Genomic DNA, 15100 nt, shown 5'->3' with positions numbered 1-15100 from the left:
CGACGCTCGGCCTGAAACAGTGAGAGACCGGCGCCCGACAAAGGACGAGGGGTGCGGAACGGATGATTGGCGCGCGAAATGAAAGCAATCGGTGTCCGACAGAAATGATTGTCGTAAACGGGCTGATGAAAAGGTACGGGAGGAATTAGCCCAAAGGCCTATTCGTAATCTCATGGGCTGCCTGAAACCCAGAAAAATGGCTGTGGAGAAGTTCTGAAAAAATACAGAGATAATTTTGCCGAAATACGGAAAAACCCTGATTAACGGAAACGTGACCCTGTCTTAAGCTATTCTTGTACGCAATCATTAGACAGCGGGAGGGTTTCGTTATGATCAACAGCGGAGATACGGCCTTTGTCCTCATCAGCGCCGCCTTGGTTTGTCTTATGACACCGGGACTGGCCTTTTTTTACGGAGGACTGGTGCGGAAAAAGAACGTTTTGACCATCATGATTCAGAGTTTCGTCTCCATGGGAATCGTTACAGCCATTTGGGTCTTGGGGGGATTCAGCCTGGCCTTCGGCCCGGACTATCACGGGATTATCGGCAATCTTCAATACTTTGGTTTGCGGGGTGTGGGCCTGGCGCCCAATCCGATGCACGGGCCCACGATCCCATTCTTAGTCTTTTTTGTCTACCAGGAGATGTTCGCTATTATTACCCCGGCTCTGATCACGGGTGCCTTTGCCGACAGGGTCAGTTTTAAGAGCTACCTTAAGTTCCTGGTCCTCTGGAGTATACTGGTCTACATTCCTCTGGCCCACTGGATCTGGGGCGGAGGTTTTCTGGCCCAAATGGGTCTGGTCGACTTTGCCGGCGGCATCGTCGTGCACGTGAGTGCCGGAGTCGCCGCTCTGGCTTCGGTCTTCTTTGTCGGTAAACGGGTTCTGGCTCCCGGGGAAACTACCGGTCCGCACAACATTGCCTTTGTCGCCTTGGGAACCGGGCTCTTGTGGTTTGGTTGGTTCGGTTTCAACGGAGGGAGTGCTCTGGCGGCCAATGGAGTTGCGGCGACTGCCTTCGTGAACACCGATATTGCCGGGTCCATGGCCATGATCACTTGGCTTCTCATCTCGTGGGTGCACGAAAAGAAACCGACCATGGTGGGAGTTCTCACTGGCGCAGTGGCCGGTTTGGCGACCATCACCCCGGCGGCGGGTTATGTCCGCCCCTGGGCCGCGCTGATTATCGGCGTTTTGGCGGCGATCGTCTGTTACCTGGCGGTACAGGTCAGAATCAAGCTGGACTGGGATGACGCGCTCGACGTCTGGGGCGTGCACGGAGTCGGCGGTATTCTCGGTTCCATCCTGGTCGGGGTGTTCGCAGTCTCCGCCGTGAATCAGACCAGCGGTTTGATTCAGGGCAACGTGCACCAGTTTCTCGTTCAGGTGCTCGGGGTGGCCTTCGCCACTCTGTATGCTTTCGGTGTCACTTACTTGATCCTGAAAGTGATCAATTTCTTCGAACCCGTTCGCGTATCCAAAGAAGTGGAGATTCAGGGTCTCGATAGTGCCATTCACGGCGAAACAGCCTACGATCTCCAATAGCTCGCACCAGGGGCCGGTGTATCTGCCGTGTTCAGCGCGGGAAGCGGTTACCGGACTGGGTCGTCGCTTGAACGATTTCCCCGGCTGGTGCAGGCGAACAGTGTTTTAGCCCCCTACCGGTGCTGCGGCCGGGCTAGGGGGTCGGCAGAGAATCAGCCCGGGCAAAGCCTGGGCTGATTCTCGTTTTCGTTGTTCCAGAGTGCGGGTTTTTGCCGTGTCTCAGTCGGGGAAAGAATGTTTCGAGCTAAAAGATCACGGCTAAGGCGATAAGGATCAAGATGGCAATCGCGATGATGCCCGCGCCGATCCCGGTACCTGCAGAGGGGGTTGCGATCACGGGGGGACAGCAGGGACCTGTGATAGGTCCGATGTGCGGTGGGGCACCCACCGGAGAGATATTAGGAAAATGACCGCCGCGTCCGAACATAGAATTCAGTCCTCCTTCTCCTTCTCAGACTCAGAACACAATTCCCATAGCGATGAGCAATAAGATGATAACGACGACAAGGCCAATACCCGCTCCGAAACCGGTTTCGCCGGCGCCCATGGCCATGATGCTTCCTTCTTTTTGCTGCTGCGGGCACGCGAGCTGACCCGAAGTGTGACATGGGGTTTTCGAATCCCTTGACTGTAACTTTCCGAAATGAGATGGGACTTCTAGTCCACTGTATGTCCCTGCGCCAGATTTTGCCACATAGAAGGGCAAAGACTTGCGGGAAAATATTCCTTTTAAGTAGGGACGCTTCGGGGTGTGCCGCCTTGACAATTGACCGGCATTTTACGGATGGTATAATTGGGCTGGCAGGGAAGGGAACGTACGCGAGGATAGGCAAAGGCCCATCTTGCATTATTATATCCAGGGTAATATAATATTACATTGGGTGTAATACTAAATCTGATGCAAGCGAAAAAGCCAGTCACACGAAGTGGTGCAAGCGCAGCCGCATTCTTACGAGGGGTGTAATGATGTTTGAAAAGCCTTTTCCTTTTGGGGCACCTGTCAGCGAAAAGGATATTTTGGAACGGGAAAACTTTTTGCAGCAGGTTGTTCTCCGCTTGGCGGACGGACAACATTTAATGATTTCGGGTCCAAGGCGGATCGGGAAGACGTCAATTGCCTTGGAGGCGGTGCGCCGCTTGAACGAGAAAGGATTTTATACAGCTGTGGTCGATTTGTTCAGCATCAAGGATATGCAGGAATTTTCGCTGAGCCTGCTTGATGCCTGTCTGGAAAATCGGACCGGGATAAAAAAGACCACGGAGGCGATACAGTCGGGACTGAAGAAGATAAGCGGGAATGTGAAACTGTCTTTAAAGATCAGCGATCTTGAGTTGGGGCTCAATTTCTCAAATCCCGGTCAGGCCAATGCGGATTATGTTTTGGATTTTGCGGAGAAGCTGGCGCAGAAGGACCAGAAAAACATGCTTTTGGTCTTTGATGAGTTCCAGGAAATGTCCAGAATCGGGGGTGACTTAATCTTCAAGAGATTGCGATCCCACTTTCAACTGCACAAGAATGTCGTTTACATGTTTCTCGGCTCGAAGGGGGGAATAATGAACACCCTTTTTGGACATGGAGAGGAAGCGTTTTATCGTTTTGCTGCCATTTTGCCGGTGCCACCGATTCCGGTCGAGTCATGGGTACCTTATATGAAGAAGAAATATGAAGACAGGGGAATCGCCGGGACGGAGAAACTATACGAGAAGATTGTGGATTTAAGCGGGGGACATCCGCAGGACACAATGGTATTGTGCTCGGAAATCTATTATGCGGCTGTCGAAGCCGGCGTTCACAAGTTATCTCTGGATATTGTCCAGTATGGCTACCATAATGCCATCCTGACCTTGGCGAGTGTTTTTAACGCGATGATCGACGAGATCAATCAAGTTCCGCTCGCGTTGCGAATTCTGAACCAAATCGCTCAAGGGAAATCGTTGTATTCCAGAGAGCATAATCCCAATGAGAATAAACGGGCCGTGGATTTCTTACTAAAGCGGGGGATCATTGAAAAAAACGCGCATGGGCGCTATGCTTTTGTGGAGCCAATGTTCAGGGATTATTTGGCCAAGGACAGCAACAATGAATAAAGAAAATAATTTTGCCGGGGATGGGATGGATATTCGAACGTGGGCTTTAGCTGCGAAAACTTGAAAGATTTGTGGTATACTAGAAAATGTAAAGTGAGCAGGAAAGCGTGCTTGTGGTCAACCTTTCGGGAAAGTATGCTCGCACGGCAGGAGATAAACGCATGGAAGACACAGGGGGAAAGGTATATCGGCTGGGGGTTATGGGGGGAACATTCGACCCGATTCACTATGGGCATTTGGTGGCCGCGGAGACGGCCCGGATCGAATTCCGCTTGAGACAGGTTCTCTTTGTCCCGACCGGGAATCCTCCGCACAAACAGGAAAAAAAGATTTCCCCGGGGGAGCTGCGCTTTGAGATGGTGCGCCGGGCCGTTGCCGATAATCCGAATTTCAGTCTTTCCCGCCTGGAGATTGAGCGGCAAGGGCCCTCTTACACGATAGACACTTTGCGGATCTTGAGAAAGGATCATCCGGAAAGCGACCTGTATTTTATTACGGGAACGGACGCCTTGCGCGAAATTTTTTTCTGGCATGAAGCCGCTGAGATTTTGAAGCTGACGAATTTCGTGGCCGTATCCCGCCCGGGTTATGAAGCGCGGGATTTTTTGGAGCAAGCCCGCAAGGAGCACCCGGAAGCGCAGGGAAGGATTTCGCTCTTGGAAGTTCCGGCCCTGGCTATATCTTCCACGGATGTGCGGGCGCGGGTCGGCCGGGGGCAATCCATTCGCTATCTTTTGCCGGAAGCGGTCCGGCGCTTTATCGAAGAAAAAGCCTTGTACAGGATGACATAGCTTTGTCCCGGAGCCTTGTCAGGGATAACATAAGCCTTGGCCTTGTTAAAGATTCAGATAAAGCTTTGCAGAAGTTATGCTATATTCAACCCTATAGAGGCTTTGAGTATACGAATATCGGATTTGCTCATACTAAGAGCGAATCCAATGAGCAAGAGGTGACAGAGATGACACAAACACTTTACGTTGGAAACCTTCCCTGGAATACGACGGCTGAAGAACTGGCCGCGTTTTTCAGAGATTACGGAGAAGTTTCCGGCAGCCGAATCATTACCGATCGCGAAACAGGACGCTCACGGGGATTCGGCTTTGTTGAAGTACCGGACGGGGAAGCGGCTCGTCTGGCAGAGGAATTAAACGGCAAGGACTTCGGCGGGCGCCCGCTCACCGTGAACGAAGCGAAGCCAAAACAGTTTTAAACGGCGGAGGGGGGCATGAAGGGGGCCCCCTTTTCCCGCCATGAACGCGTTCCTTTTGGTACAAGTACCGCTTGCGGATAACTGCCGATGGGGTGAGGAGGAGTCTGCTCAAGGAGGTTAAGAAGGGCGTGGATTCGAAAAAAGGCCCTGGCTCGCAAAGAAATCCCGGTGCGGAAGAAAGTCGTGATTTAGAAATAAACCCTGGTTTGAAAAAGAGCACTGATTTAAAAACTCCTGATTTAAAAACTCCTGATTTAAAGCAAGCCCTGGATTTAGCCGGCAGAACCCTTTCGGCGAGAAGGTTTCGGCATACTTTGGGAGTGGCCTCCCTGGCCGAAGACCTGGCACGGCGGCACGGTTTGGATCCGGCCCGTGCCCGTTACGCGGCGTTGCTGCATGATTTGGCCAAGGAGATTCCCGAGAAACAGCAGGTGTGCTTGGCCCAGCGTTGGCATTTGATTCGTTACTCGGAAGACGAGAGCTGTCCGTCCGTTCTGCATGGCCCTCTGGTCTCGTATTGGCTGGCAAACTGCTGCGGCCTGGCCGACCGGGATATCCTGGCGGCCATCGCTCATCACACTTTGGGAGCTCCCAACATGTCCCGCTTGGAGATGCTGATTTACAGTGCCGACCTGGCCGAGCCCGGCCGGGAGTTTCCGCAGGTGGACAATTTGCGCCAAGCCTTGTATCATAGTTTAGAGAAGGGTACTTTGACTTGTGTCGAACATACTCTGCATTACCTGGAAGAGTCTCACCGGCCCATTCACCCTTTAACTCGTTTGACCCATGAAGATTTACGGAGGAGGCATGGCTTTGGAACTTGAACAAAGGCAGCTCAAACAGGTTGTGGATTTGGTGGCGGAAAAGAAAGGCCGCGAAGTCGTATTGCTGAACTTGAAGGGGATTTCCATGGTCACCGATTATTTTCTCATTGCCACGGGCAACTCTACGACTCAGGTGAAGGCCATTGTCGATCACTTGGAAGAGAAACTGGGGACGATAGGGATTCCGATTCTGCGGGTGGAGGGCCTTCCCGACGCGCAGTGGGTGCTCATGGACTGCGGTGACTTGGTGGTGCACGTCATGACCCCGGATCAGCGGGACTTCTACAACCTGGAGAGGCTTTGGGGTGATGCCGAAGTGATGGCTTTCTAGTTTTTTCGGGCATAATGAGGAAAAAGACATCAATCTTGACAAGTGACGGGTTTTTGATAAAATGAAATAAATTTAGGAACTTGAAGAAGCTTCCGCAGAAGCGTGGAAGGGAATCGCCCCGGGCAGTTCTTGCTCAGAGAGGCACCGGTGGGTGTGAGGTGCTGCAAGAGGCCGGGGGGTCTCGCCCCGGAGCTGTGCCCAGGTGACAATGGGCACCGGTCGGTGTCGTTATCCACCGCTGAGTGCATGGTGTTATGAAATAGGGTGGTACCGCGAGCAGATCTCGTCCCTTGAGGGACGGGATTTTTTGTTCTTTCGAGTTGACAAGGGGGAAGGGTTTATGCAGGAGAAGTATTCATTTGCCGAGATTGAACCCAAGTGGCAGGAACGCTGGCTGAGGGAAAAGGCTTTTCGAGCCGGAGAAGATACCGGAAAACCCAAGTATTACGCTTTGGCCATGTTTCCGTACCCGTCGGGGAATCTGCACATCGGACATGTGCGCAATTATTCCATTGTTGATGTTATCGCCCGCTTTAAAAGAATGCAGGGGTACAACGTGCTCCACCCGATCGGCTGGGACGCGTTCGGACTGCCGGCGGAAAATGCCGCGATTAAAAACCAGACTCCTCCGGCGGAGTGGACCTGGAAAAACATCGCCAATATGAGGCGGCAGCTGCGCAGTATGGGAATTTCCTATGACTGGGATCGGGAGGTGGCAACTTGTCATCCCGGTTATTATCAATGGACTCAGTGGATGTTTCTGGAGTTTTACAAGCACGGTTTGGTCTACAAGAAGAAGGCGGCGGTCAATTGGTGCCCGTCCTGCGCCACGGTGCTGGCCAACGAACAGGTGGTGGATGGGGCTTGTGAGCGCTGTGAGACGCCGGTGACGAAAAAGGATTTGGAACAGTGGTTCTTTAAGATAACCGCTTACGCTGATGTCCTCCTGGAGGATCTGGAGAAATTGCCCGGCTGGCCTGAAAAAGTGAAAACCATGCAGCGCAACTGGATCGGCCGTTCGGAAGGAGTGGAGGCCGAGTTCGCGCTGGAGGGCGGGAAGGACCGGGTCGCTGTCTACACGACCCGGATCGATACCATTTTCGGCGTGACCTACCTGGTTTTGGCTCCGGAGCATCCTCTGGTGCGGCAGTTGGTCCGGGGCAGCGACTATGAACAACCGGTGCTGGATTTTATCGAGAAGATGAAAGGGTTGAACGAGATTTCCCGCACCTCCAACGAAGTCGAAAAGGAAGGCCTCTTTACCGGCAGATATTGCCTCAATCCCATGAACGGCAAGAGGATTCCCATCTGGATTGCCAACTATGTCCTGGTGGATTACGGCACGGGAGCGGTCATGGGGGTGCCCGCCCATGACCAACGCGACTTCGAGTTTGCCGCCAAATACGCGCTCCCGATTGTACGGGTCATTTTACCCGAAGGGATGGACCCCGGGGAGAAAGACGTGCCTTTGACTGCGGCCTACACAGAGGAGGGTACCATGGTGAATTCGGGGGCTTTCGACGGGCTGGGCAATGAAGAAGCCTGGGAACGTATGGCGGACGCCATGGCGGAGAAGGGTTTGGGAAAACGGCGGGTGAATTTCCGCTTGCGTGACTGGCTGATCTCTCGCCAGCGTTATTGGGGTGCTCCCATTCCCATGGTTTATTGTGATCACTGTGGAACGGTTCCGGTGCCGGAGGAGGATTTGCCGGTGCTTCTGCCCGAAGACGTGGTCTTTAAGGCCGGGGAAAATCCCTTGACGAGTTCCTCCACTTTTATTCACACCCAGTGTCCCCGCTGCGGGAGTCCGGCCCGTCGGGAGACGGATACCATGGATACCTTCGTGTGTTCTTCCTGGTATTATCTGCGCTACACGGACCCGCGCAATGAAAAGCGGCCGTTTGCGCGGGAGGAGGCGGCCCGCTGGCTGAACGTGGACCAGTATGTGGGCGGGGTCGAGCATGCGATTCTGCACTTGCTCTATTCCCGTTTCTTTACCAAGGCCTTGCGCGATTTCGGCTATTTGCAAGTGGATGAGCCCTTCCAGAACCTTCTCACCCAGGGAATGGTCTGTATGGACGGATCCAAGATGTCCAAATCAAAAGGAAACATCGTCAGTCCGGAAGAGATCATCAACCGTTTCGGCGCCGACACCGCCCGCTTGTTCATTCTTTTTGCGGCTCCGCCTGAGCGCGACCTGGAGTGGAGTGAGCAGGGAGTGGAAGGTTGCTATCGTTTTCTCAACCGGGTCTGGCGTCTGGCGGCCCAGTATGAGGATATCCCACGGGCCGGAGGGCAGGCCCGGGGTACCCGGCCGGGAGGCAGGGAAGTGCGTCCGGATAGGCTCGCCCCGGACGGGCGGACGGAGCCAGTGGCCGCTGCCGCCGGATGGGCCAACGGGGCAAATCCGGATCCCGCCGCTAAAGCGATGAGGAGGCAGACTCACCTGACGATCCAAAAGGTTACCCATGACATCGGTCAACGGTTTAACTTCAACACCGCTATCAGTGCGATCATGGAACTGGTGAACGCCCTTTACCTTTATAAAGAAAAGAAGGAAGCGGATCCTGCGGTGGCCGAGGAAGCTCTGGAGAGTATCCTGATCCTCTTAGCACCTTTTGCTCCCCATATCACGGAAGAGATTTGGTCCGAATTCGGGCATGAGGACAGTATTCATGCCCAGCCTTGGCCTCAGGTGGATGAAGCGGCCCTGGCCCAGGAAGAAGTGACGGTCGTGCTTCAGGTGAACGGCAAAGTGCGGGAGCGTATCCAAGTACCCGCCGGGATCGACGCCGCGGCCTTGGAAGCTCGGGTGCGTTCACTCCCGCGCCTTCAGGAATGGACCCAGGGCAAACGCGTGCTCAAAGTCATCACGGTCCCGGGCAAACTGGTGAATCTGGTTGTTAAGTGAGGCGGTTCCAACCGCCCCCCTGGGGAACACCACGAATGGCCGGGCGCGTTAAATGCGTTGACAACTAAATGTGTTCGACGATAAGTGAATCAACGGAAGACCGGCAGTTTCCGAAAAAGGGGAACCACCGGTCTTTTTTTGCTGTATGCGACAGAAGGTGTCATTTTTCGCGGCAGGAAAAAGAAGGAAAGGAGAGAAATAAAGCCCTATACTTATCTTACAAGGAGAGAAATATAGTCAAGGGGGGTTCGGGAAGCTGCCGCATCGGGGGTGCAAGTCAGTGCCCGGAGCGTGCACGAGGGGTAGCGCACTTAACCTTAGGTTTGCCTAAAGGAGTGTGGAGAGCATGGAACGCAAGGCTCGCCTGCTTTGGTGGGGTTTCCTGGCGGCTCTGGTTATCATTGCCGCCTGGAAGGTGTTTCTGCCGCACGGAACCAAGGCTTATCTGGACACAGGCTCCGGCGGCAGGGAAATCGTCGTCTATGTGGCCGGAGCGGTGGAGAAGTCTTCTTTGCTCCACCTTCCCTTGGACGCCCGTTTGAATGACGCGCTGCAGAAGATTCGCCCGCTGCCGGAGGCTGACTTGGAGAACCTGAATCCGGCGGAAAAGCTCAAAGACGGGCAGAAGATCATGGTTCCTTTTAAGAGCGGGCCGGGAGTAGTTCCGGGACCCGGAGGCACGGGTGGCGCGGGCAGCGGCACGACTGGGCAAGACGGAGTCGGTTCGCCTGGGCAGGGCCCAGGCGCGGGGGGCTTAGGTTCCGGGGGGCGGGTGGCCGCTCCGCCGGCGGGAAACAGGGGATCCGAGGCGCTTACGGGGGGGACGGCGGCGAGAAGTACAACCCCGGGCGGTGCGGGAACGGCAGTTGGTGCCGCTTTCCCCGGCGGGGCAGCCGGAGGTAAAATCAATATAAACACGGCGGATGCCGCCGAGTTGGACAAGCTGCCCGGCGTCGGGCCGGCCTTGGCCGCCCGGATCTTGCAGTACCGGACGGAGCACGGTCCGTTTGCCGGCCCGGAGGATCTCCGGGAGGTGGCCGGGATCGGGCCGAAGACCTATGCCAAAATGGCGGCCATGATCAGTGTCGGGCCATGAGGGATCCGTGGCTGGGCCGGGCGGTGTCTATCCTGGCCGGGGGCGGCCTGGCGCTTTTTCTGCCTCCCGGGGTGCGGATCTGGGGAGGGGTTCTCTGTCTTCTCGTCGTCGGAGCGCTCTTTCAGTGGCGGCCCGCTGATTTTTTCGGCCGCCTCCTGCGGGCGGAGATCTGGTTATTGGCGGCGGGCCTCCTTAGCGGATATTTGTACGGAACGGTGGCCTTAAGCCTGCTTCCGTCTCCCGTATTGCTGAAGGATGTCGAGGTGAAGGGGGTTCTCCAGGATTGGCAGGAGGAAAGTGATCGGGCCGTGGGGGTTTTGCGCCTGGACTCGCCCCGGAGCGCGGCCTCGGCTGGGCAAGGTTTGCGGACAGGCCCGGCCATTGGGGGCGAGCGTTATCGGCTGACGGTTTATCCCGATAAAAATGGCCGTTACGCCGGCCTTTGGCCGAAGGTACGCCCCGGAGACCGCCTGGCTTTGCGGGCAAATCTGGAGCGGCCCAAGCCGGCGGGGACGCCCGGCGGATTCGACCCCCGGCTTTACGACGCGGCCCGGGGTCTGAGCGGAACGCTCACCGCCCGGGGTGAACCCCGGCTGCTCGCTCTCGGACACCCGTCTCTGCCCTGGCGCATCAGGGAAAAGGTGAGGACGGATTTGAGATCGTTTCCGGGCGGGGAGAGCGGGATTCTTCAAGGAATTCTGTTCGGTGATTCGAGCGGGATTCCCCCCGAGGTTCAGGAGACTTATAAGGTCACCGGTGTTCTCCATGTCTTCGCCGCTTCCGGTTCAAATGTCGCTTTTGTCCTGGCCCTCGCGGGAGCCCTTCTCTTCTTTCTGCCCGGACGAGGCCGCATCATAGCCATGGCTTTGGCTCTCATCCTTTATGCGGCTCTTTGCGGAGGCAGCGCGCCGATCGGCAGGGCGGCGATCCTGGGAGAAGCGGTTTTGCTGGGGCGTTGGGGTCGGGGAAAAGTGCCGGCTTTGCGCTGGCTCTCTTTTGCCGCGTTGGCCCTTTTCGTCTGGAATCCATTGGTTATGCGGGACATAGGGTTTCAGCTTTCAGTCCTGGCCGCTTGGGGGATTATCGTGCTCAGTCCCCGGATAACCCGGATGAAGATCCTCAGCCGCTGCCCTTCGGCTGTCCGGCAGGCCCTGGTTGCGACAGCGGCCGCTCAGGCGGCTACTCTTCCTCTTCTTATGGCCGCTTTTCACCGCCTTTCTCTGGTCGGCCTCGCGGCCAATGTTCTCATCCTCTTTCTTTTGGGCGGGGTTCTGGAACTCGGCCTTTTGGGCGTGTGTCTGAGTTTTTCCCCGCAACTTGCGGCGGTGTTCTTTCAAGCGGGGCTCTGGCTTTTGGGCTGGGCCAATGCTGCCTTGAAGGCGCTCGCGCGTTTGCCAGGGGCCGATCTCTGGGTTCTGCAACCCGGCTGGGCTTTCTGGCTGGTTTGGTACGGCGGAATCGCGGTTTGGCTTTCGGGCCCGGAACGGGTCACTTTTGTCCTGCGCGTGCGCCTGCGCAGTCTGCGCCGGCGGGTGGAAGGTGTGACGCGCCTTCTTCACGCCGCATCGTTTCTTCGCTTTTGGCGCTTCCCTCGTCTTGGGCGCTTTCCCCGCCCTGATTGTTCTCCCGAGCCTGCCCACTGCGAAGTGCGTCCTTCGTCCCTGTTCAGGCTGCGGGTTTGGCGGCCTTCGGCGCGGCAGCTGTTCCTTTTGCTCTTAGTCCTGTCTCTCCTCGTGCATCTGCCCCAACGCGCCTTGGAGGTGGACTTTCTGGACGTGGGGCAGGGAGATTCCCTCCTGATTCGCAGCCCGCAGGGCCGGGTTTATCTCATTGATGCCGGGCCGAAGTCAGACCGTTTCGATGCGGGAGAGCGGATTGTTCTTCCCTATTTGCTGCACAGCGGAGTTCGCGAGCTTGAGGCCCTGTTTATTACCCATGAGCACCAAGATCATATCGGAGGAGTTCCGGCCGTCATCAAGAACATCCCGGTTCATTGGCTGGGGCTTCCGGACGTGAGAGAACGCTTAAGCCTGCCAGAGTGGACTGGGGCCATTCCGGCGAAGTTTTGGCAGGAGCGGGGAAAGGTAAGGACTTTGCGGGCCGGTGATCGGATCGATATGGGAGCGGGGGCTTGGTTTGACGTTCTGGCGCCGCTCGAAGTCTTGAACGGAACCCATTCCGACCCGAACAACAATTCCCTGGTGCTACAACTGCATTACCTGGGGGAAACCGTGCTGCTGACGGGTGATATGGAGGAGGAAGAACTGAGGGGAGTGGCCGCCAGCGGATCTTGGCAGGCGGATTTTTACAAGGTTCCCCACCACGGCAGCCGTTACTCCCTGGATGAGGGGCTGCTGGATCAGCTTCACCCCCGGGCGGTCTTTATTTCGGTGGGCAGAAACACCTTCGGCCATCCCGATCCGAAAATGCTGGCCTATTGGGCCCGGCGGCGGATTCCCCTTTACCGGACGGATGTGGAGGGAACTATTCGCTTGCTGATTTCTCGGGACGGGACGCGGGTGGAGGTGGGACGGAAATAAGGAAAAATTCTATTGCGATGTATATTTGTGCAAGGTATGGTAAGAATAGGAGGGAACATCTCTTTTCTCCTCCTCTTTCTTTTACCCCTTCAATTAATTTTGAAGGGGTACTTTTTTTGAAAAGCAACAGCAGAGCAAGAAGGGCAAGAGGAGGACAAGGCTCAAGAAGAGCACGAGGCTCTGAAGAGCAAGAGGATCAAAGAAGAGCAAAAGGGTCTGGCTTTTTTGTCTTGGCTCCCTTAAAATAAAGTAAACTCAAAAGCGAACTCGAAGTGAACTTGCGAAGTCTCCGGTGACGTTAGTCTCCGGTGACGTTAGTCTCCGGTGGAGACTAACGCCGAAGCCGCACGCTATCACAGGATGACCCGACGGCTGAGGATGACTAACGCCGAAGCCGCACGCTATCACAGGATGATCCGACGGCTGAGGATGACTAACGCCGAAGCCGCACGCTATCACAGGATGACCCGACGGCTGAGGATGACTAACGCCGAAGCCGCACGCTATCACAGGATGACCCGACGGCTGAGGATGACTAACGCCGCAGGCACAGAGCGTGAAATTATGCTTTTGTGCCTTTAGCCGTCATTGTCCGGTGGACAATGACGGCTAAAGGCTGAGTCTACCCCCACCGAAGCGGGGTACGTGGGACACACTCCTACTTGTAGAAGTGGGAGTCTTACGCTTTGGATAAATGTAATGAGTGAGCGTATTGCTTGGCTTTGGCCGCAGCTGAAGCGAAGAAGCTGCCTCTGCCGGATAAACCCTCGCCGGTGAGGAAGCGAGGCACAAACAGCGACGGGGGGGAATGGTTTTGCGCGAAATTGAACAGGTCATCCGGGCTGCCGCAAATGGGAAGATCCCGGGAATTTGGCTGTGGTACGGAGAGGAACGGTTCCTGACGCAGGAAGCTCTCCGGGTGCTCAAGGAGAGCTATTTGAAAGAAGATCCTTCGGGGAGCTCGATTGAGACCCTGTCGGCCGAGGAAGTTTCGCCTGCCGCTGTGGTCGCGCTGGCTAATTCGTCTTCTTTTTTTTCCCGGCGGCTAATCGTCGTTCAGGACCTTCCTTATTTCCGGGAAGGAGCGAGCGAAGACGTCGAGTGTTTCAACGGCTATTTTGCCGACCCGAATCCGGGAACCTGTCTGCTGTTTGTGGCGGAAACTGTTCACAAAGGGCGAAAGTTTTATAAGGCCGCGGAGAAATACGGAGCGATTCTGGAATTCAGCTCCCCCCGGCGCACCTGGGAGTGGCAGGCGTGGCTCAAGGCCGAGACGGAAGTGAGAAACAAAGAGATGTCCCCCGAGGCCGCCGCCCTGTTTTTGGCTTGGGCGGGGCACCACAGCGGGGTGCTGAGCAGGGAACTGGACAAATTGGAAGTTTTTACAGGGGAGAGAAGGGATATTCTGCCCGCAGATGTCGAGCAGGTGGTCATCCGAACCGCGGAAGCCACCGTTTTCGAACTGCTGGATGCGGTGGCCAGGCGTTCGGCCGGCGAAGCCACGGTCAAGCTGCACGAAGTTGTGCGTTTGGAGCATCCGCTCAAAGTCATGACACTTCTGGTGCGTCAGGTACGCCTCCTCCTGGGCGCGCTGGCTTGGCGCCGGCGGGGAGAAGACGGCGCTTCCTTAGCCTCTGCCCTCAATATCCGGCCTTATGAGGCGAAGAAGATCTGGGCTCAGTCTCAGAGCATGACCGAATCTCAGCTGGCCCGGGCCCTGCAAGAATGCCTGCGTACGGAGATAGCCTTGAAGAACGGGGGAGGCGACCCGGTGTTCCTTTTGGAAATGCTGATTATCCGTTTCTGTGCGGGCTGAGAGGGTCCGCTGCCCTGGAAATTTTGTGCCTTAAAATAACATGAAATGGCTTAGCTTCAAACGAAGCTAAGCCATTCTCAATAATTATAACTCTTTTGGCCCCGCGGCATTTACTCTATGTCCATCTGCGAAGGCTGTTTTTACTGGTTACGTTTGCCATGAATAACGGAAGTAACCTGTACCCTGTTTGCGCCATTTCCGTACCGGTTTGGGGCATGGTTGAATAAGTTTCCCTATTAAACCATGCCTTTCACGCCGTTTTCTTGCGGGTATTCCGGGTTGTGTTCTGCTTCGGGATTAGCTCGCTTTGGCAAAATGTTTGCCATATTTCTTCATCAGCCGGGATTTCTTGCGGGCAGCCATGTTTTTATGAATCAATCCCTTGGAAGAGGCTTTATCCAAAGCACGAGCGGCTTTCTTCAAAGCGGCGGCGGCCGTTTCGGCATCCGTTGGCAAAGCTTCTTCGAAACGGCGAATGGCCGTCCTCAAAGCCGATTTGGCCGCTGCGTTTTTCAGCGTACGCATTTTGGTGATTTCGACTCTCTTGATGGCGGATTTAATATTTGGCACTCTTGGTCACCCCCCTCGGACGAAATATCCTGTCGCTCCACCGGGATGAAAAGAACCTTCCGGTCATACGCAAATTACATAATATCATCCGGCACGCGATTTAGCAAGAAAAATGATAGCAGAGTGCTGATAAATAATTTTCTTCTGATCGGTTCAAACTAGGTTTG

At 55.5% G+C, this 15100-nt stretch carries 12 protein-coding genes; 10 read left to right on the top strand and 2 right to left on the bottom strand.

Features of this window, described 5'->3' with window-relative positions; translation table 11 throughout:
- The first annotated feature begins 329 nt into the window (after nt 1-329).
- Nucleotides 330-1547, top strand: a complete 1218-nt coding sequence (locus MNU25_RS00105; protein ID WP_240983216.1) for an ammonium transporter — start codon at nt 330-332, stop codon at nt 1545-1547.
- 244 nt (nt 1548-1791) lie between these two features.
- On the opposite strand, the gene MNU25_RS00100 is transcribed toward MNU25_RS00105, so the two are convergent.
- Nucleotides 1792-1974: a hypothetical protein gene (locus MNU25_RS00100; RefSeq protein ID WP_240983215.1), complete on the bottom strand. Its 183-nt coding sequence runs from the start codon at nt 1972-1974 to the stop codon at nt 1792-1794.
- A gap of 536 nt (nt 1975-2510) precedes the next feature.
- Here MNU25_RS00100 and MNU25_RS00095 point away from each other — a divergent pair.
- The 9 genes from MNU25_RS00095 to holA all read left to right on the top strand — a co-directional run bounded on the left by MNU25_RS00095 (nt 2511) and on the right by holA (nt 14363).
- A complete protein-coding gene (locus MNU25_RS00095; protein ID WP_240983214.1) occupies nt 2511-3635 on the top strand; it encodes an AAA family ATPase in 1125 nt (374 codons plus the stop codon).
- Nucleotides 3636-3796: 161 nt separating this feature from the next.
- Nucleotides 3797-4426 (top strand): nicotinate-nucleotide adenylyltransferase, encoded by a 630-nt coding sequence (nadD, locus tag MNU25_RS00090; protein WP_240983213.1) that lies wholly within the window; start codon nt 3797-3799, stop codon nt 4424-4426.
- A 167-nt stretch (nt 4427-4593) separates the two neighbouring features.
- The gene (locus MNU25_RS00085; protein ID WP_047830707.1) at nt 4594-4845 is read left to right on the top strand and encodes an RNA recognition motif domain-containing protein; all 252 of its coding nucleotides are present in this window, start codon (nt 4594-4596) and stop codon (nt 4843-4845) included.
- Between the two features lie 266 nt (nt 4846-5111).
- On the top strand, nt 5112-5669 hold the full coding sequence (gene yqeK, locus MNU25_RS00080; RefSeq protein ID WP_240986670.1) for a bis(5'-nucleosyl)-tetraphosphatase (symmetrical) YqeK: 558 nt from the start codon (nt 5112-5114) through the stop codon (nt 5667-5669).
- Entirely contained in the window at nt 5653-6000 is a 348-nt protein-coding gene (rsfS, locus tag MNU25_RS00075; RefSeq protein WP_240983212.1) for a ribosome silencing factor, read from the top strand. Before yqeK ends, rsfS begins: the two co-directional genes overlap by 17 nt.
- Nucleotides 6001-6340: 340 nt before the next feature.
- Nucleotides 6341-8911, top strand: coding sequence for a leucine--tRNA ligase (gene leuS, locus MNU25_RS00070; protein WP_240983211.1), 2571 nt, complete (start codon nt 6341-6343; stop codon nt 8909-8911).
- Between the two features lie 346 nt (nt 8912-9257).
- Nucleotides 9258-10007, top strand: coding sequence for a ComEA family DNA-binding protein (locus MNU25_RS00065; RefSeq protein WP_240983210.1), 750 nt, complete (start codon nt 9258-9260; stop codon nt 10005-10007).
- Complete coding sequence (locus MNU25_RS00060; protein WP_240983209.1) at nt 10004-12547, top strand: ComEC/Rec2 family competence protein; 2544 nt, start codon at nt 10004-10006, stop codon at nt 12545-12547. The genes MNU25_RS00065 and MNU25_RS00060 overlap by 4 nt, the downstream gene beginning before the upstream one ends.
- An 808-nt stretch (nt 12548-13355) precedes the next feature.
- On the top strand, nt 13356-14363 hold the full coding sequence (gene holA, locus MNU25_RS00055) for a DNA polymerase III subunit delta (protein ID WP_372503581.1): 1008 nt from the start codon (nt 13356-13358) through the stop codon (nt 14361-14363).
- 297 nt (nt 14364-14660) lie between these two features.
- On the opposite strand, the gene rpsT is transcribed toward holA, so the two are convergent.
- Nucleotides 14661-14933 (bottom strand): 30S ribosomal protein S20, encoded by a 273-nt coding sequence (rpsT, locus tag MNU25_RS00050; RefSeq protein ID WP_240983207.1) that lies wholly within the window; start codon nt 14931-14933, stop codon nt 14661-14663.
- Nucleotides 14934-15100: the final 167 nt, after the last annotated feature.

The sequence above is a fragment of the Acididesulfobacillus acetoxydans genome, from assembly GCF_902729405.1.
Classification (GTDB): Bacteria; Bacillota; Desulfitobacteriia; order Desulfitobacteriales; family Desulfitobacteriaceae; genus Acididesulfobacillus; species Acididesulfobacillus acetoxydans.
This window is presented reverse-complemented; position numbering and strand designations above follow the sequence as displayed.